Origin of the sequence: Streptomyces sp. NPDC001401, from assembly GCF_042895385.1 — a bacterium.
Lineage (GTDB): Bacteria > Actinomycetota > Actinomycetes > Streptomycetales > Streptomycetaceae > Streptomyces.
This window is the reverse complement of sequence record NZ_JBIAWI010000001.1, coordinates 1,180,332-1,198,746: the sequence shown is the minus strand read 5'-3', so window position 1 is coordinate 1,198,746 and position 18,415 is coordinate 1,180,332. Positions and strand designations below refer to the sequence as shown.

The 18,415-nt window shown below is 71.0% G+C and carries 15 protein-coding genes; 11 read left to right on the top strand and 4 right to left on the bottom strand.

Annotated features, from left to right (window positions below; all coding sequences use genetic code 11):
- Positions 1-4: 4 nt before the first annotated feature.
- Entirely contained in the window at positions 5-916 is a 912-nt protein-coding gene (locus tag ACFY10_RS05495) for a LysR family transcriptional regulator (protein WP_390663717.1), read from the top strand.
- Here ACFY10_RS05495 and ACFY10_RS05490 read toward each other — a convergent pair.
- The gene (locus tag ACFY10_RS05490; RefSeq protein ID WP_390663716.1) at positions 901-1,797 is read right to left on the bottom strand and encodes an SDR family oxidoreductase; all 897 of its coding nucleotides are present in this window, start codon (positions 1,795-1,797) and stop codon (positions 901-903) included. The two genes, ACFY10_RS05495 and ACFY10_RS05490, sit on opposite strands and share 16 nt — an antisense overlap.
- 130 nt (positions 1,798-1,927) lie before the next feature.
- Between ACFY10_RS05490 and ACFY10_RS05485 the strand changes: the two genes are divergently transcribed.
- The 3 genes from ACFY10_RS05485 (at position 1,928) to ACFY10_RS05475 (ending at position 4,981) form a co-directional block, all read left to right on the top strand.
- On the top strand, positions 1,928-2,812 hold the full coding sequence (locus ACFY10_RS05485; RefSeq protein WP_390663715.1) for a LysR family transcriptional regulator: 885 nt from the start codon (positions 1,928-1,930) through the stop codon (positions 2,810-2,812).
- A gap of 40 nt (positions 2,813-2,852) precedes the next feature.
- The gene (locus tag ACFY10_RS05480; RefSeq protein ID WP_390663714.1) at positions 2,853-4,148 is read left to right on the top strand and encodes a sigma-70 family RNA polymerase sigma factor; all 1,296 of its coding nucleotides are present in this window, start codon (positions 2,853-2,855) and stop codon (positions 4,146-4,148) included.
- A gap of 74 nt (positions 4,149-4,222) precedes the next feature.
- A complete protein-coding gene (locus tag ACFY10_RS05475) occupies positions 4,223-4,981 on the top strand; it encodes an SDR family NAD(P)-dependent oxidoreductase (RefSeq protein WP_390663713.1) in 759 nt (252 codons plus the stop codon).
- A 110-nt stretch (positions 4,982-5,091) separates the two neighbouring features.
- On the opposite strand, the gene pepN is transcribed toward ACFY10_RS05475, so the two are convergent.
- Positions 5,092-7,668: an aminopeptidase N gene (gene pepN, locus ACFY10_RS05470; RefSeq protein WP_390663712.1), complete on the bottom strand. Its 2,577-nt coding sequence runs from the start codon at positions 7,666-7,668 to the stop codon at positions 5,092-5,094.
- Positions 7,669-7,849: 181 nt separating this feature from the next.
- Between pepN and ACFY10_RS05465 the strand changes: the two genes are divergently transcribed.
- Positions 7,850-8,320, top strand: a complete 471-nt coding sequence (locus ACFY10_RS05465) for a DUF1203 domain-containing protein (protein ID WP_390663711.1) — start codon at positions 7,850-7,852, stop codon at positions 8,318-8,320.
- On the opposite strand, the gene ACFY10_RS05460 is transcribed toward ACFY10_RS05465, so the two are convergent.
- On the bottom strand, positions 8,317-9,333 hold the full coding sequence (locus ACFY10_RS05460) for an aspartate-semialdehyde dehydrogenase (protein WP_390663710.1): 1,017 nt from the start codon (positions 9,331-9,333) through the stop codon (positions 8,317-8,319). The two genes, ACFY10_RS05465 and ACFY10_RS05460, sit on opposite strands and share 4 nt — an antisense overlap.
- 309 nt (positions 9,334-9,642) lie before the next feature.
- On the opposite strand from ACFY10_RS05460, the gene ACFY10_RS05455 reads away from it, so the two are divergent.
- Positions 9,643-10,170, top strand: coding sequence for an RNA polymerase sigma factor (locus ACFY10_RS05455; protein WP_390663709.1), 528 nt, complete (start codon positions 9,643-9,645; stop codon positions 10,168-10,170).
- Position 10,171: 1 nt separating this feature from the next.
- Positions 10,172-10,882 (top strand): hypothetical protein, encoded by a 711-nt coding sequence (locus ACFY10_RS05450; protein ID WP_390663708.1) that lies wholly within the window; start codon positions 10,172-10,174, stop codon positions 10,880-10,882.
- Between the two features lie 61 nt (positions 10,883-10,943).
- Here ACFY10_RS05450 and ACFY10_RS05445 read toward each other — a convergent pair whose 3' ends face one another.
- On the bottom strand, positions 10,944-14,237 hold the full coding sequence (locus tag ACFY10_RS05445; protein WP_390663707.1) for a S8 family serine peptidase: 3,294 nt from the start codon (positions 14,235-14,237) through the stop codon (positions 10,944-10,946).
- A 176-nt stretch (positions 14,238-14,413) separates the two neighbouring features.
- Here ACFY10_RS05445 and ACFY10_RS05440 point away from each other — a divergent pair, with 176 nt between their 5' ends.
- From ACFY10_RS05440 to ACFY10_RS05425, 4 genes are all read left to right on the top strand, one after another.
- On the top strand, positions 14,414-14,875 hold the full coding sequence (locus tag ACFY10_RS05440) for an NUDIX hydrolase (protein ID WP_390663706.1): 462 nt from the start codon (positions 14,414-14,416) through the stop codon (positions 14,873-14,875).
- Between the two features lie 110 nt (positions 14,876-14,985).
- Positions 14,986-15,405 (top strand): hypothetical protein, encoded by a 420-nt coding sequence (locus ACFY10_RS05435; protein ID WP_390663705.1) that lies wholly within the window; start codon positions 14,986-14,988, stop codon positions 15,403-15,405.
- A complete protein-coding gene (locus tag ACFY10_RS05430) occupies positions 15,402-16,268 on the top strand; it encodes a hypothetical protein (RefSeq protein ID WP_390663704.1) in 867 nt (288 codons plus the stop codon). The genes ACFY10_RS05435 and ACFY10_RS05430 overlap by 4 nt, the downstream gene beginning before the upstream one ends.
- Positions 16,269-16,518: 250 nt before the next feature.
- Positions 16,519-18,270 carry a TIGR03767 family metallophosphoesterase gene (locus ACFY10_RS05425; protein WP_390663703.1) on the top strand — a complete coding sequence of 584 codons (1,752 nt, stop codon included), beginning with the start codon at positions 16,519-16,521 and terminating at the stop codon, positions 18,268-18,270.
- Positions 18,271-18,415 lie beyond the last annotated feature (145 nt).

Below are 18,415 nucleotides of genomic sequence, written 5' to 3'. Positions count from 1 at the left end.
CGCCATGGTCGAGTGGGACATCCGGAAGCTGCAGATCCTGCGGGTGCTGCGGGAGCGTGGCACCGTGACCGCGACGGCCGAGGCGTTGCGGATGACACCGTCCGCGGTGTCGCAGCAGTTGACCAACCTCGCGAAGCAACTCGGGGTGCCGTTGCTGGAGGCGCAGGGGCGGCGGGTGCGGCTGACGGACGCGGCGCGGCTGGTGCTGCGGCACGCGGAGGCCGTGTTCGAGCAACTGGAGCGGGCGGACGCCGAGTTGGCGGCCTACCTGCAGGGAGAGGCGGGCGAGGTGCGGGTCGGGGCGTTCTCCACCGCCGTGCCCGCCCTCGTCGTACCGGCCGTGAAGGAGCTGCGGACCGCGCATCCCGGGGTGACCGTACGGGTGCGGGAGGCGGAGGCCGGGGAGGCGTACGAGCTGCTGGCCGCCGGAGACGTCGACCTCGCGCTGTCCCTCGCCGCACAGGCCCCGACGGCCGCCGACCCCCGTTTCACCCGCGTCCCGCTGCTCGCCGACCCCCTTGACGTCGCCCTGCCCCGGGACCACCCGCTCGCCTCGGCCGACGGGCTGCGGCTGGCCGACCTCGCGGAGGAGGAGTGGATCTTCGGCGGGAGCGGGCCCTGGTCCGAGATCACGCGTGGAGCCTGCGAGGCGGCCGGATTCAGCCCGGTACAGGGCCACTCCGCGGCCGGCTGGACGGCGATCCTGGCGATGGTCGAGGCCGGGATGGGCGTGGCGCTCGTCCCGCGCATGGCGGCCGTGGGGAGGGAGCGTGGCGTGGTGATGCGGGAGCTGACCGCGGACCGTCCGCACCGGCACGTCGTGGCGGCCGTGCGGAAGGGGGCCGGGGAGGGGGCGGCGGTGGGGCGGGTGCTGGAGGCCTTGCGGGAAGCCGCGGCGGATCAGCTCTCGAAGTAGTGCCCCTCCTCCAGGTCCTCGATCAGACCGGGGCCCGTCGGCTCCCAGCCCAGCCACTTGCGGGTCAGGGCGTTCGACGCCGGTACGTCGAGGGCGGCGACGGTGGCCGGCCAGCCGAAGTGGGCCTCGGCCTCCTCGGGGGCGATGGACCGGACCGGCAGGTCCAGATGGCGGCCGATGACGGCGGCGATGTCGCGGAACGGGATGCCCTCGTCGCCGACGGCGTGCAGGCAGGAGCCCGCCGGTGCCGACTCCAGGCCCAGCCGGACCAGGCGGGCGGCGTCCGAGCGGTGCACAGCGGCCCAGCGGTTGGCGCCGTCGCCGACGTAGGCCGCGAAACCCTTCTCGCGGGCGGTGGCGATCAGCATCGGGACGAAGCCGTGGTCGCCCCGGCCGTGCACGGCCGGGGAGAACCGGACGGACATCGAGCGGACCCCGCGGTCGGCCAGCGCGAGGGCAGTGATCTCGCTGCGACCCCGGAGCGCCCCGAACGACCCCGGCTGGAACGTGTCCTCCTCCGTGCCGACCGTTCCCGGCTGGAGCAACGCCGTGCCCGAGGCGACGATGAAGGGCTTCCCCGAGCCGTCCAGCGCCGCCCCGATCGTCTCGATGGCTCGCCGGTCGGCCGCGTACCCGGCGTCGAGGTCCGAGAAGTCGTGGATGAAGGCGAGATGGGCGACCCCGTCGGCCGTGGCGGCCCCCGCGGCCAGGCTGTCCGGGTCCTCCAGCGAGCCGCGGTGCACCTCGGCCCCGGCGGCCTTGAGCGACGCGGCGGACGCCTCCGAGCGGGCGAGACCGGTGACCTCGTGCCCGGCGTCGAGAAGTTCGCGGACGACGGCGGAACCGATGAATCCGGTCGCGCCCGTGACGAATACGCGCATGGTCAGTCCTTCGAAGAGAGGGGAGTGGATGTGCCTACATCCTCGGAAGGGACCGCGGCCCGCGTCCAAAGCTTCTTTCGCATGGAGCAATGCGCTTCAGGCATCACCCCAGATGGCTACGCTGGATCGTATGGCCGACCTCGATCTGCGCCTCGTCCGGTACTTCACCGCCGTCGCCGAACACCGCCACTTCGGCCGGGCCGCCGAGGCCCTGCACATCACCCAGCCGTCGCTGAGCCGGCAGATCCGCCGTCTGGAACAGCAGGTGGGCGCCCGCCTCCTGGACCGCACCCCGCGGGGCACCCGGCTCACCGAGGCCGGCGAGGTGTTCCGGCCGCAGGCCGAGGCGCTGCTGCGCACCGCCGCCCAGGCCGCCGCACAGGCCAGGGCGGCGGCCGAGCCCAGCCGGTTCACCGTCGGCTTCGCGGCCGGGATCATCGTCACCCCGGCGGTGCGCGAGCTGCGGCGCCGACACCCGGATGCCGAGGTGCGGTCCACGCACCTGGACTGGGGCGATGTGCACGCGGCGCTGCTGGACCATCGGGCGGACGCGGTGGTGGCCCGACTGCCCTTCCCCACCGACCAGTTGGAGGTCACGGTCCTCTACGACGAACCCAGGACCGTGATCGTCCCTCTCGACCACCGGCTGGCCGGCAAGGAGTCCGTCACCCTGGACGACATCGCCGACGAACCTCTGCCGCGGCTGCTCGGTGCCGATCCGGCCGTGAACGCCTTCTGGCGCCTCGACCCCCGGCCGGACGGCAGCCGGGCACCCGACGGCCCCGTCATCGAGGCGCTGGAGGACAAGTTCGAGGTCGTCGCCGAGGGACAGGCCCTGGTCGTCGCGGCCGACGTGCGCGGCCGAGCGCTGCGCCCCGACCTCACCGCCGTCCCCCTGCACGGCGTCGAGCCCTGCCACGTCGTCCTGGCCACCCGGGCCGGCGACCGCAGCCGACTGGTGACGGATTTCCGCAAGTGTGCGCGCAGCCACCTCACGGGCACCGACCCGCGATAGCGTCACCCCGTCCCCGCGTGACGCAACTCCGGAGGTGCCCGTGGTCGCCGACGTCTGTGCCGTCTGCGCGAAGCCGCTGCCCGGCCGGAAGGGCCGTACCGGCCGCAGCTCCGTCTACTGCTCGGCCGCCTGCCGGCAGAAGGCGTACCGGGAGCGGCAGCAGACCGGGGCGAGTGTGCAGGGGCTCATCGACGACATCGGGCGCCGGGTGACGGAGCTGGTGCCGCAGCCGGCCTCCGTCCTCTACTCCGGGGCGACCGAACTGTCGGCCGCCGTCGCGCAGCTGCGACGCATCGCCCGGGTCGCCCGGGACAGCGCGAACGATTCCGTCACGCCGGCCCCCGTGACGAAAGGCCTCCTCGCCGAAGCCGACTTCGCCACCCTCACCGAGTCCCACCGCCGCGAGATCCAGGTGCACTGCTACCGCATGACCGGCTCCTACGACGACGCCGAGGACCTCGTACAGGAGACGTTCCTGCGGGCCTGGCGGGCCCGGGACGGCTTCCAGGGGCGGGCCGGTGCCCGCACCTGGCTGTACCGCATCGCCACCAACGCCTGCCTGGACTTCCAGCGCCGCACCGCCCGGCGCCCCCAGCGCTACGAACCGGTCCCCGGCATGAACCACGGAACAGGCGAGGCACCCGCCCGGATCACCTGGCTGCAGCCCTACCCCGACGACGAGCTGCCCACGGCCGAGGAGGACCGGCCGGACGTCGCCGCCGTCTCCCGCGAGACCCTGGAGCTGGTCTTCCTCGCCGCCATCCAGCACCTCCCGCCCCGCCAGCGGGCCGTGCTGATCCTGCGGGACGTGCTCGGGCTGAGCGCCGCCGAGACCGCCGAGGCCCTCGACCTGACCGTGGCCTCGGCCAACAGCGCCCTGCAGCGGGCCCGGCCCACCCTCCGCGACCACCTGCCCGGGCAGCGCGCGGACTGGAGCGCAGGCGTGCCGACACAGGCCCAACGCGCCGTCCTGCAGCGGTACATGACCGCGGCCGAGCAGCTCGACTTCGCCGCGATGACCGACCTGCTCAGCAAGGACGTCACGCTCACCATGCCGCCCAACCCGTTCTGGTTCACCGGCCGGGACGCCCTCGTCGAGTTCCTGCGCCCCACCCTCGACCCCGCGTCCCCCATGTTCTTCGGCCACTGGCGCCATCTGCCCGCCCGCGCCAACGGGCAGCTGGCGGTGGGTGGTTACGTCCGCAGGCCCGGCACGACCGTCCATCGCGCCCAGGTCCTCGACGTGCTCCGCTTCGACGCCGATGACCGGATCGTGGAGATCACGTCCTTCGAACCGCATCTGTTCCCGGCGTTCGGGCTGCCGCTGCGGCTGTGACCGATGAGAGATCGCGGTGCCGTGCGTCTGTATGACCGACTCTGACGACACCACCCGACAGGGAGTTGATCCTCATGCTGCTCACCGACAAGACCGCGATCATCTACGGCGCCGGCGGCTCGATCGGCGGTGCAGTGGCCCGTGCCTTCGCCGCCGAGGGCGCCCGCGTGCACCTCGTGGGGCGCACACGGAAGACGCTGGAGGCGGTGGCCGCCGACATCAAGGACGCCGAGGTCGCCGTCGTGGACGCGCTCGACGAGGCGGCCGTGGAGGAGCACCTCGCGGGCGTCGGCGACGTCGACATCTCGTTCAACCTGGTCACACGCGGCGATGTACAGGGCGCCCCGCTCACCGACATGCCCGTGGACGACTTCCTGCGGCCCGTGGTCAACGGCGTCCGCGCGGGCTTCATCACCGCCCGCGCCGCGGGCCGCCGTATGGCCGAGCGCGGCTCCGGAGTGATCCTCACCCTCAACAGCGGCTCCGCGCACGGCAGTCCGATGATGGGCGGCACCGGTCCGGCCGATGCGGCGATCGACACGCTCGTGCGGAACCTGGCCCTGGAGCTGGGGCCGCGCGGGGTGCGGGCCGTGGGGCTGTGGGCGGCCGGGGTGCCCGAGACGTTCACGGTCGAGAAGCTCTCCGCGGTCAACCCGGCGATCGACGAGGCCGCCGTCCAGGGCATCGTCGACAACCTCGCCGGGATGCGGATGACGCGCCGCAACCCCACCCTCGCCGAGGTGGCCGCCACCGCTGTCTTCCTCGCCTCCGACCACGCGGGCGGCATCACCGGCACGTTCGTCAACGTGACCGGCGGAATGATCGCGCGGTGAGGACGCGCGAAGGGCGCCCGGCACACGGCCGGGCGCCCTAAAGGGGCGCGGGGAACTGCGCGACCAGCCACGATGGTGCCGCAGACGATCCACGGCCCATCGCGGCACCCTTAGCGGAGCGCCTCCGCGTCCGCCGCCTGCGCCCTCAGCGCGCGCTCCACTCCCGAGCGGGACTCGGAGACCAGGCGGCGCAGGGCTGCGCTGGGCTCGGCGGAGGACAGCCAGGCGTCCGTCTTGTCCAGGGTCTCCTGCGAAACCTGGACGGCCGGGTAGAGGCCGACCACGATCTGCTGGGCGATCTCGTGCGAGCGGGAGTCCCAGACGTCCTTGACCACCTCGAAGTACTTGTCGGCGTACGGGGCGAGCAGCTCGCGCTGGTCGGTCTGGACGAAGCCGCCGATGACCGCCTCCTGGACGGCGTTCGGCAGCTTGTCGGACTCGACGACCTGCGCCCAGACCTCCGCCTTCGCCTCCTCGGTCGGCCGGGCGGCACGGGCGCTCGCCGCGTGGCGCTCACCCGCGGCCGTCTTGTCGCGCTCGTACTCGCCGGCGATCTCCGTCTCGTCGTAGCGGCCGACCGCGGCGAGCCGCAGCACGAACGCCCAGCGCAGCTCGGTGTCGACGACCAGACCCTCGATCGTCTGCGAACCGTCCAGCAGGGCCTCCAGAAGGTCCAGCTGCTCCGGCGTCCTGGCCGTCGCCGCGAACGCCCGCGCCCAGGCCAGCTGTTGGTCGCCGCCCGGCACGGCGGACCGCAGGTGGGCCAGGGTGGCGTCGGTCCAGCGGGTGAGCAGGGCCTCGCGGGTGGCCGGGTCGGCGTACAGGTCGATGGCGAGCTTGACCTGGCGGTGCAGGGACTGCACGACGCCGATGTCGGACTCCTTGGCAATGCCCGAAAGGACCAGGGAGAGGTAGTCGCGGGCCGCGAGCTCCGCGTCCCGGGTCATGTCCCAGGCCGAGGCCCAGCACAGGGCGCGGGGGAGGGAGGACTCGAAGTCGCCCAGGTGCTCGGTGACGAAGGCGAGGGACTGCTCGTCGAGGCGGACCTTGGCGTACGACAGGTCGTCGTCGTTGAGCAGCACGACGGCCGGGCGGCGCTTGCCCACCAGCTGCGGTACGGCGGTCAGTTCACCGTCGATGTCCAGCTCGATGCGCTCGTCGCGGACCAGCTTGCCGCTGTCGTCGTCGAGTTCGTACAGGCCGACGGCGATGCGGTGCGGGCGCAGCGTCGGCTCTCCCTTGGCGCCGGCGGGCAGGGCGGGGGCCTCCTGGCGGATCGCGAAGGACGTCACGACACCGGCCGCGTCCGTCTCGATCTCGGGACGGAGGATGTTGATGCCCGCCGTCTGCAGCCATTTCTCCGACCAGTTCTTCAGGTCGCGGCCGGAGGTCTCCTCCAGCGCGCCCAGCAGGTCGGACAGGCGGGTGTTGCCGAACGCGTGGCGCTTGAAGTACGCCTGGACGCCGCCGAAGAACTCGTCCATGCCCACGTACGCGACGAGCTGCTTCAGGACGCTGGCGCCCTTGGCGTAGGTGATGCCGTCGAAGTTCACCAGCACATCGTCGAGATCCCGGATCTCGGCCATGATCGGGTGGGTGGAGGGCAGCTGGTCCTGCCGATAGGCCCACGTCTTCATGGAGTTGGCGAAGGTGGTCCAGGAGTGCGGCCAGCGCGACTGGGGGTAGTACGCCTGGCAGGCGATGGAGGTGTAGGTGGCGAACGACTCGTTCAGCCACAGGTCGTTCCACCACTCCATGGTGACCAGGTCGCCGAACCACATGTGCGCCAGCTCGTGCAGGATGGTCTCCGCGCGCAGCTCGTACGACGCGTCGGTCACCTTGGACCGGAAGACGTACTGGTCGCGGATGGTCACCGCACCGGCGTTCTCCATCGCGCCCGCGTTGAACTCCGGCACGAACAGCTGGTCGTACTTCTTGAACGGGTACGCGTAGTCGAACTTCTCCTGGAACCACTCGAAGCCCTGCCGCGTGACCTCGAAGATGGCGTCGGAGTCGAGGAACTCGGCGAGCGAGGGCCGGCAGTAGATGCCCAGCGGCACGCTCTGCCCGTCCTTCTCGTACACGCTGTGGACGCTGTGGTACGGGCCGACGATGAGCGCCGTGATGTACGACGAGATCCTCGGCGTCGGCTCGAAGACCCAGGTGTCGTCCTTGGGCTCGGGCGTCGGCGAGTTGGAGATGACGGTCCAGCCGGTGGGGGCCTTCACGGTGAACTGGAAGGTCGCCTTGAGGTCCGGCTGCTCGAACGACGCGAACACGCGGCGGGCATCCGGGACCTCGAACTGGGTGTAGAGATAGGCCTGTTGGTCGACGGGGTCGACGAACCGGTGCAGTCCCTCACCCGTGTTGGTGTAGGCACAGTCGGCGACGACCCGCAGGACGTTGCGGCCCTCGAGCAGCCCCGACAGGGCGATCCGCGAGTCCTTGAAGACTTCGGCGGGGTCGAGGGCGTCCCCGTTCAGGGTGACCTCGTGGACGGTCGGCGCCACCAGGTCGATGAAGGACTCGGCACCGTTTTCGGCCACGTCGAAGCGCACCGTGGTCACGGACCGGTAGGTGCCGCCCTCCTGCGCGCCGGAGAGGTCGAGATCGATCTCGTACGAGTCAACGGTGAGCAGCTTCGCCCGCTGCTGCGCCTCTTCGCGAGTCAGGTTTGTGCCAGGCACGCGGTCATCTCCTCGTTATGTGTGGGTTCCGCCATCCTTCCATGGGACCGTGGGGAGGGCGACGAGGGTTTTCCCGATGGATCCCCCGGTCACGGACGGGCTGATGCAAACCGGCCTGCGCCGGAAACGCCCCGTCCGTATCCCGCCAGCCATCCAGCCCCGCCCGCGCCAGCCTGGACCAATGACGACCTACACCGCACGACCCATCGCCCCGGCCGTCCTCAAGGAACTGCGCACCACCGACGACGCGGGGCGCCCGATGGTCCCCGTGACCGACGACGAGGGCGGTGCCCCGCTGCGCTGCTGTCTGCGCCGCAGCGAGCCCGGCGAGCGGATCGCCCTCGTCTCCTACGCGCCCCTGCGGCGCTGGGCGGCCGAGACAGGGGCCGAGCCGGGGGCCTACGACGAGCAGGGGCCGGTCTTCATCCATGCCGAGGAGTGCCAGGGCCGAGACGGTGACGGCTATCCGTTCGACAACGAGCACCGGACCGTCCGCCGCTACTCCGCCGACGGGCGCATCCTCGGCGGCGAGCTGGTCGACGCCCCCGACGAAGCCGCCTTCCAGAACGCGTTCGACGACCCGTCCGTGGCGCTCGTCCACGTCCGGGCCGTCGAGTACGGCTGCTTCCTCTACGAGGTCAGGAGGGGCTAGCCCTTCAGCTCCTCGGCCACCAGCTCCGCGATCTGCACCGCGTTCAGCGCGGCGCCCTTGCGGAGGTTGTCGTTGGAGATGAACAGGGCCAGGCCGTTGTCCACCGTCTCGTCGCGGCGGATGCGGCCGACGTAGGACGGGTCCTGGCCGGCGGCCTGGAGGGGGGTCGGGATGTCGGAGAGCTCGACGCCCGGGGCGTCCGACAGGAGCTCCGTCGCGCGCTCCGGGGAGATCGGGCGGGCGAAGCGGGCGTTGACCTGGAGGGAGTGGCCGGAGAAGACCGGGACGCGGACACAGGTGCCGGAGACCTTGAGACCGGGGATCTCGAGGATCTTGCGGGACTCGTTGCGGAGCTTCTGCTCCTCGTCGGTCTCGTTCAGACCGTCGTCGACGATCGAGCCCGCCAGGGGGAGCACGTTGAAGGCGATGGGGCGCTTGTAGACGCCGGGCTCCGGGAAGTCGACCGCGCCGCCGTCGTGGGTGAGCTTGTCCGCGTCGGCGACGACCTTCTGCGCCTGGCCGTGCAGCTCCGCCACGCCCGCGAGGCCCGAGCCGGACACCGCCTGGTAGGTGGCGACGACCAGCGCCTCCAGGCCCGCCTCCGCGTGCAGCACCTTCAGGACCGGCATCGCGGCCATCGTCGTGCAGTTCGGGTTGGCGATGATGCCCTTGGGGCGGTTCGCGATCGCGTGCGGGTTCACCTCGGAGACGACCAGCGGGACCTCGGGGTCCTTGCGCCAGGCCGAGGAGTTGTCGATCACGACGGGGCCCTGCGCGGCCACCTTCTCGGCCAGCGCCTTCGAGGTGGCGCCGCCCGCGGAGAACAGCACGATGTCCAGTCCGCTGTAGTCGGCGGTCGCCGCGTCCTCCACCGTCACACCGTCGAGCACCGTCCCGGCCGAGCGGGCCGAGGCGAACAGGCGCAGCTCGGTGACCGGGAAGGCGCGCTCCTTGAGGATCCTGCGCATGACCGTGCCGACCTGACCGGTGGCTCCGACGATTCCGACCCTCACGGTGACTCCCTCTTACGTGTTCGTGTATGTCTGCGGCGTTTCCATCATGCGGCCGACCCGGGTCCGCCTGTCCAATTCTTTGCGCTCCATGCCCGAAGCCTGGGACGCCCCGCCGTGATCCACGGTTGCGGAACTCCGCCCACACCCGCGCTGAGCTGGAGAAAATCGCCCTACGACGGCCCAGTGCCGCAAGCTGTGCTGGCCGCGCCCGGCGGTGTGACGTACACCTCTGAACGATTTCCCGCGGCCCGGCCGAACGTTTCCGTCGGCTGGGGCGTCGTAGAGGAAACGCGGTGAGGGGGGTGGCTTGTGCTGCGCAGAAAGGCCCGCCGGGCCCAGGAGGACGATCACGGCGATCCTCTGGACGCGGCTCAGGAACGCCGGGTGCGGGCGGTGCTCGCACTGGGCGGGGTGCCGCAGACGGACCTGCCGGACGGGGTGCAGCAGGTCCGTCTGCGGCTGCTGGAGCGGGCGGCGAAGGGGTACGAGGCCCCGCGCGACGTCTCCGCGTGGGCGGCCGTCGTCGCCTCCAACCTGGCCATGGACTGGCACCGGGCCAAGAAGCGCCAGGAGCGGCTGGGGGAACGGCTGGCCTCGCTGCGCCAGCACGAGCAGCCCTCCGGCGAGGACACCAGCGTGCTCTCCCTCGCCGTCGCCCAGGGCCTCGACGAGCTGCCGGACCCCCAGCGCCAGGTCCTCGTCCTGCGTTTCTACGCCGACCTGCCGGTCCGCTCGATCGCCCAGGAGCTGGGCGTCCCCGAGGGCACGGTCAAGAGTCGGCTGCACACGGCGGTACGGGCACTGCGCGCCCGCCTGCACGAGGACGAGGTGGTGTGACATGACCGCGGAACACAACGGTGCGGATGCGCTCATGGCCGCGATCACCGGCGAGGCACTGTCGGACGAGGCCCGCGCGGACACCGCCTTCATGGCCGAGCACCGCAAGGCCGAGGCGGACGTGGCCCTGCTGCGGGAGCAGCTCGGGATCATCGGGGACGCGCTGGGCGCGGAGGGACGACCGCAGCGGCAGCCGGCTCCGGTACGGGCACCGCGGGACTGGCGCCGGGCGCGCAGGTTCGCCTTCGGCTCCCTCGCCACGGCCGCCGTCGCGACCGTGCTGGCGGGGATGGGCTGGCTGGTGACGCAGGCCGGGAGCGGTGGTGGCGAGGACTCCAGCAGCGCCTCGGGTGCCAAGGCGGACGCCTCTGCCCGCTCCCCGTTCTCCAGCGCCGGTTACCTCGCCTGCGCCCGCCTGGTCGCCGAGGGTGACGTCACCAAGGTCGAGCGGCTGCCCGGAGCCACCGAGCAGGAGCGGATCACCCTGCACGTGACCCGTTCGTACAAGCCGGAGAAGGCCCAGAAGAAGGTCACCTTCGTGATCGAGGAGGCGGCCGTCCAGAAGGCCCTCCACAAGGGCGATCACATCCTGGTGGCCATTCCGCAGCACGCGGCAGCCTCGGACTACGTGCTCGTCGGCGAGCAGTCGATCGCCCGCGAACGCGCGCGACTGGACCGGGCGTTGAAGGAGTCGGCCGGCATCGCCTGCTGACGGGGGGACGGGAAAGGGCGGGCGCCCGTACGGACGCCCGCCCTCACTGCCGTACCACTGACTACGGCGTGACCTTCTCGATCTTCACGCTGCCGGTGCCCGCGACCGTGCCGCGTGCGTTCACCAGCTGGACCTGGCCGAAGAACGCACGGCCCTCCGGGGCGGCCGCCGCGGCGGTGACGCTGCCCGAGACGGTCGCCGACTCGCCCGTGCCGAGCTTGACCGGCGCCGACCCGTCGACGGTGACGCTGCCCAGGGACGCGGAGAAGAAGACGTCCCGGTAGTCGTACGCGGTGGAGCCGGACGGGACCGAGTAGCCCGCGACCTCGATGGTGTACGTGCCGGCGGCGGGCGAGGCGACCGAGACCGCCTCCTCCGAGTCGCCGTCGGCGGACGTCCCGACGACCGTGCCGGCGGCGTTCTTCACCGTCAGGTCGAGGTCGGCGGACGCGTCCGACACCTTGCCGATCGCGACGTCCAGCGACTTGGCGCCCGCGGGCACCTCGACCGTGGTGGTCTGCGTCTCGCCCTCCTTGATGGTCGGGCGGGCCGTCTTGGACGAGCCGAGCGGGCCGCCGACCAGCTTGCCGTCGAGCGCGGCGAGCTTGTTCGTCACCTTCCACGAGACGGCGGCCGGGGTACCGACCTTGGCCTCGGGCACGGTCACGGTCTCCGGGTCGAAGGCCGCGCCGAGGACGGCGACGTCCAGCTGGTACGGGTTGTCGAGCAGCGGCGAGGTACGGCGCGACTCGACCTCGATCTCCCAGACGCCGGCCTGCGGGTCCGCATACGAACGCACGTCGGCCTTGCAGCCGTTGCCGTCGAGATAGTTGTTGTAGCAGTACGGGGTGCCGGTGTTGTCGACCGGAGTGCCGTACGGGTGGATCGCGATGAACCGGGTCTGGCTCTTGTCCGCCAGCCCGCCGATCGCGACCTCGAGGGACTTGGCGCCCTCGGGCACGGTCACGAAGTACGACTGCGTGCTGTTGCGCTGCACGGAGTTCGAGGCGGCGAAGGTGTACTTCACCGGCGTCGAGACCACGACGGTGGTGAGGATCTGCTTGTCGATGCCCTCGGTCTTCGGGTCGTCGACCTCGAGGATCGCGCTCTTGAGACCGGCGGACCGCGGATGCGCCTGAACCTTCACCGTCACCGGCTGGTTCAGCGGCAGCTTCACGTCGTCCTTGCCGAGGATCCTGAAGGTGTCACCGGCATTGTTCTCGAAGTACAGCTCGTGACGGACTGCCTTGTCCGGTCCGGACGTACGCGTGATGGTGACGTCGTACGTCTTCTTGTCGCCGGCCTTGAGGCCGCCCTCGCGGTCGTAGAGGCCGGTGCCGAAGCCCGGCGTCTTCAGCGCCTGGTCGAGCGCGGTGTCGACCGGCGCCTTCACGGCGTAGTCGTGGGCCGTTGCGCCGTCCCGGATGGAGTCCCAGGCGTCGACGATGTCGATGCGGCCCGCGCCCTCCTCGTACGCCTGAACGCCCTTGATGTGATGGGCAGTTGAGGTCAGCGCCGTGCGCAGGGTGGCGGGCTTGAGCTCGATGCCCTTCTGCTTGGCGGCGGAGAGGAGCAGTGCGGAGGCACCGGTCGCCTGCGGGGACGCCATCGACGTGCCCTGCAGCATGGAGTAGCCGGCCGGCAGCGAGTAGCCCGACTCGGCGACCGGGGAGCCCGGCAGCCAGGTCTGGGTGGTGTTGATCGCGGCGCCGGGGGCGACCAGGGTCGGCGTGAAGCCGCCGTCCTCGCGCGGGCCGCGGGAGGAGAAGGGCATCATCGCGTACTTCTTCTCGACGGCGGAGCCGTAGTTGGACGCCCAGGTCGCCTTCGAGATGCCCGCGCCGACGGAGATCACCTTGTCGGCCAGGCCCGGGTCGCCGATGGTGTTGGCGCCGGGTCCGGAGTTGCCGGCCGAGATCACCAGCTGCACGCCGTACGTGTCGATGAGCCGCGTGTAGAGCTCGGCGCGCGCGTTGTTGCCGTCGTTGAGCGCCGGGAGGCCGCCGATGGACATGTTGACGATGTCGACACCGCGGTTGACGACGAGGTCGATCATGCCCTCGGTCAGCGCGACGTTGGTGCAGCCGCCGGTCCAGGTGCAGGCACGGGAGGAGACGATGTTCGCGCCGGGGGCAGCGCCGTTCATCTTCCCGCCGAACAGGCCGTTGGCGGCGGTGATGCCGGCGACGTGTGTGCCGTGCTCGGACTCGATGACGCCGATGTTGACAAAGTCGGCCTTCTTGCCGACCCAGTCGCCGCCGAACGGATCCATCGGCACGTCCTTGCGGATCTGCACGACGAACGGCTGGCGCTCCACGACGTCGGTCGACGGGTCGTCGGTGCCGAAGTAGCCGACCTGGAACCCGTCCTTGTACGGCTTCATCGGCGCGTCGTCGCTGAAGTCGTAGTTGTTGTTGAGGTCCACCCGGACGGTCCCGGCGGCGGCGTCGTAGAGGACGCCCCACTTGTCCGTCGTGTCCCCGTCCCGGTTGGCGTCGCCCTTCGCGTCGCCACCCGCGGTGGCGGCCTCGCTGAAGGTGCTGACCTGGTACGACCCGGCGGGCGCCGTCCACGTCTTGCCGCCGTAGGTGAACGTGGGCCCGGAGACGGAGGTCACCATCGGGCGCCAGGTCGCGTCGCTGTCGACGATCGGGTCGGTCGCCGTCACCCAGTCGACGATCTTCCGCTCACCGGTGGTGGTCTTCTGCAGGGCCGGGTGGCCGAGGTCCACACCGGAGTCCAGGATGCCGATGGTGACGCCGCGGCCGTCCGCCTTCGGGTGGTCCTTCACGAAGTCGACGGCGCCCGTCTCGAAGGACGGGTTGTACGGGTTCTCGGCGGGGGTGTTCTTGTCGGGGGCGGGGTAACTGGTCGTCGCCGCAGCCGACTTGGAGTTGGACGTGGCGCTCGGGTCGTCCAGCGGTATCTCCTCGCGCAGGTCGATGCCGTGCACGGAGGAGAGCTTCGCGGCGGCGGCGATGGCCGAGTCGGCCTTGCTCGTCGGGACGGTGGCGCGGACGTACCCGAGCTTGTCGTACGTCCGGCCGACCGAGCCGCCCTTGACCGCGTCCAGCTCCCCGGCGACCTGCTCGGTCTGCCCCGGCGCGGTGGCGATCATCATCGTGACGTTCTTGTCGCCGTCGGCCTTGGCCTCGGCGAGCAGGTCCGCGTCGTCGGAACCGAGCTTGTCGTGCGCGGACTTGACGCTGCCGTCCGAGGGGGCGGTGGAGCCCGGGGACGGGGCGTCGGCGGAGAAGGCCATGGGTATCGGCCCGGCCGCGGAGAGCGCGGCTACAAGACCGGCGGCCACGGCTATTCGGGCCACGGGTCTGAGGGGGGTGAGGGTCATCGGCATCCCTTGTAGTGAAGATTTCTGTGCCGGACGAGCGCACAGCTTTACCCAAGGGACAGTTGTTTGGGAAGTGTTGACCGAAACGATATGGACGTATGGGGAAAACCCCCGATGCCCTTTACGGGGATGAGTCCCCAATAGTGGCAAATGATCCGTCGGTTCAGGACTAACGTCCGTACGTGCGCAGAAAATTGAGGGTGGCGGCCTACGCCATATGCGTCCGCGACGACCAACTCCTCCTGGCCCGCTGGATCGACAACCACGGCCGCCCCGAGTGGACCCTGCCCGGCGGCGGCGTGGAGCACGGCGAGGACCCCTACGACGCGGCCCTGAGGGAGGTGGAGGAGGAGACCGGCTATCACGTGGACCTCACCGCCCTCCTGGGCGTGAACTCGATCCGCCGCACCGCCCCGCGCCGCTTCGGACGCTCCGTCGACCATCACGGCGTACGGCTGGTGTACGAGGGGCGAGTGACCGGCGGCGAACTCCGCCACGAGGTCGGCGGTTCGACGGACATGGCGGCCTGGCATCCGCTGGAGGAGGTGCCCCGCCTGAACCGGGTCGGACTGGTCGACGTGGGGCTGGCGCTGTGGCGGGAGCGGCCGGTGGCGGGGCGGGTGACGGTGACCGCCGAAGACTGACAAAGGCCTGTATGGGTTCTATGCCATCTCTCTCCCAATCTCTCCCGGATCAATCGCCCGTCTGGGATGCTGGGTCGAGCTGAACGGCGCCATCGCCGAGGGGGACGGCCATGGAGTGGAACGCGTCCATCACATACGGCGCACTGGGCGGCCTGGTCGTGGAGATCGTCGTCTTCTACGGGCGGATCGCGGCATGGCAGACGGCCCGGCACCGCGCGCTGGCGAAGAACCGGCGGCGCGACCGTCTCCCGCGCCTCGACAAGTACATCGACCCGCCGTCCGACGCCCTGGCCGCACTGACCCGGCTGTCGCTGGGCGCGGGCGCCGGGTGGATCTTCCATCCGCAGCTGACGGGCGCGTTGGCGACGGTCGCGGTGGGGGCGTCGGCACCGGCGCTGCTGCGGCAGTTGGGGAGCGCGCGGACGTTGCAGGCGGTGCTCGGCAGCTCGGGGCCGCCCGCCCCGCCGGGGCCCACGAGCGGGGATGCCGCCGCCGCGGTGCCGGGTGGCTCGGAGGTGCTGGAGTCATGACGAGGCTCGCATCCCGGTACTGGGCTTCACTGACGGACTCCCGGCCCGAGGTGTGGGACAGGCTGGTCGAACAGGGGCGGCGGCGGGACCTGCCGTTGTGGCGGCGGTATGTGGCGTCGCTGCTGGATGTGGAGGCGGTGGGGCGGGGCGGGGGCGCGGCACAGGCGCCGGAGCAGGAGTTACTGGAGCGGGATCCGCCGGCGTCCACGGTGTACTACACGCTCGACAGGACCGTCACCGTGGGGACGACTCCGCCTGTCCGTAGGCGTGCGTGGCGCATCACCGGCTTCGCGCTGGCGGCTCTGCTGGTCATCGCCACGGCCTTCGGCGCCTCGCGGCTGCTGCCCGGCCCGACGCTGGTCACTCCGATGACCCCGATCGTCCCGCCCGGCCTGCCCCCCGTGGGCTACCACATGGTGAAGGACCCGGCCGGCTACAGGCTCGACGTCCCTCTGGGCTGGACCCGCCGGGAGAAGCAGGGCATGGCGGCGCCGGTGGTCTACTACGACTCTCCGCACGACGGCCGCGAGCTCCAGATCTTCCAGACGGCAGAGAGCTCCCCGGCCGAGTCCCTGTCCCTTGCCGAGAACGACCCCGGATACGGCTTCGCACGGCAACCGGGGTACGCGGTCGTCCAACGTACTTCCGGCGCCAACTCGTCCGAACTCGCCTACGTCTACGACGACCCGGACCGGGGCTACCGCCTGGTGGTCGACCACCGCCTCGAGGCGGCCGACGGCGCCGTCTACGCGATTCGCGCCAGCGGACCCGGGGGCGCGGCGCGTCTCGAACGGATCCGGGCGCCGCTCGACGCCGCCGTGGCGTCGTTCTGTCCGGCCGACGTGCACTGCCCCACGGTCTGAGTGAACCCCCGCGGGATACCTCCCCTACCCGGAAAGATGAACACGGAGTGACCGCCCCCCGGCGGTCCGAAGAGCACCCGTGAACGCGCAGGGTCCCCGAAGATCCACGTACGGTGATCGGCGTTACGCGTTGCCGTCTCGTTCACCAGCAGGTCATCCCCGGTGTCAACGATCCAGTACGAGCGGGATGTTCGCGACTGCGACCGCCCGCGACCACTGCCGACGCGTTCGCACTCGGGGAGATCGCGCCATGTCGCGCATACGCTCTGTCGCCGCCACCATCCCGGCGGTCAACCGCCGTACCGTCCTCGCCGCCACCGGCGCGGCGGCCGTCTCCGCAGGCATCGGCTACGCCCTGCGGCCCACCGACAGCCAGGCCGCCACCACCGACACCACCCGGGTCGTGGCGCAGTCCCGCAAGGCCCCGGCCGCCCCCCTGGCGCCGTACACGAAGGGCACCACCCTCGCCGCGGTCGCCGCCCCGCGCACCAGCACGCCGTACCGCCGTCTCGGCGACGGCCCAGGCTGGAGCCGCGTCGTGCGCAGCGAGCTCGCCGCCCCCAAGTCGGGCCGGGCCGGCCGCCGTACCGCACTGGCGGCGTTCGTGCAGCTGACCGACCTGCATCTGATCGACGCCCAGCACCCGTTGCGGCTGGAGTACCTCCGCTCGGCGAGCCCGCACTCCTGGCGTCCGCACGAGGCGCTGACCGTGCAGGGCGCGATCTCGCTGGTGGAGAGGATCAACGCGTTGCGCGGGGCGCCGGTGACCGGCTCGCCGCTCCACTTCGCCATGACCACCGGCGACAACACGGACAACAACGCGAAGACCGAGCTGGAGTGGTACCTCACCATCATGAGCGGGGGGAAGATCACCCCCAACTCCGGTGATCCGCGGCACTACGAGGGCGTCCAGAACAGCGGGCTGAAGCTGTACTGGCAGCCCGACTCGACCGTCCGTGACGGCGACAAGCAGCTCGGCTTCCCGCACCTCGACGGCTTCCTGGCCGCCGCGACCCGCGAGGTCCGCAGCCCCGGCCTCAACCTGCCCTGGTACTCGACGGTCGGCAACCACGACGCCCTGCCGCTGGGCTGCTACGGGCACGGCGACTCCTGGCTCGCCGAGTTCGCGGTCGGCGGCAAGAAGCTGATGACCCTGTCCGCGTCCGAGGCGAAGAAGCTCCAGGACCACATCAAGACCGGCAACGACCCGAAGGGCACGGCCTTCCGGGACCTGCTGAAGGCGCACGCGCGGGACATGCGTTCGGTGACGGCGGACGAGAAGCGGGCGCCGTTCACCCCGGCCGACTATCTCAAGGCCCACCTCGACCCGGCCCACCGCGGTAACGGCCCGGTCGGCCACGGCTACTCCTCCGCCAACCTCGCGGCGGGCACCCAGTACTACACCTTCCGCATCTCCGACGACGTCATCGGCATCAGCATCGACACCACCGACCCGGGGGGCCACTTCGAAGGCTCCATCGGGACGGCCCAGTTGAACTGGCTGGACAAGCAACTGCGGGACAACAAGGACTCGTACGCCATCGTCTTCAGCCACCACACCAGCCAGACGATGGACAACACGTCGCATGTCGACCCTGCCCGGCCGCGCGAGCGCCGCCACAGCGGTCAGGAGGTCGTGTCCCTGCTCAGTAAGCACGCCAACGTGGTCGCCTGGGTGAACGGACACATCCACCGCAACGACATCACCCCGCACAAGGCCGCGGGCGGCCGTTCCTTCTGGGAGATCTCGACCGCCTCGCACGTGGACTACCCCCAGCTCGCCCGTGTCATCGAGATCGCCGACAACAAGGACGGCACCCTCTCGCTGTTCACCACCCTCGTCGAGTCCGCGGCCCCGCACCGCACGGACTTCTCCGACCTCACCCAGACGGGCCTGGCCGCCCTCTACCGCGAGCTGTCGTACAACGCCCCCGGCGCCGGTACGACGCTCGGTGGCGACCCGAACGACCGCAACACGGAGCTGGTGCTGAAGAAGGGCTGAAGGGCCGAAGGGCCGAAGGGTCGAAGAAGGGCTGAAAGCTGCTCAACCGGCCCGCAGTGCGTCAACTCCCGTACTGCGGGCCGAGTCTGATCCCCCGACCGCGCTCAGCGGTGAGCGACACGAGACGGGGGAGAACATGACCTTG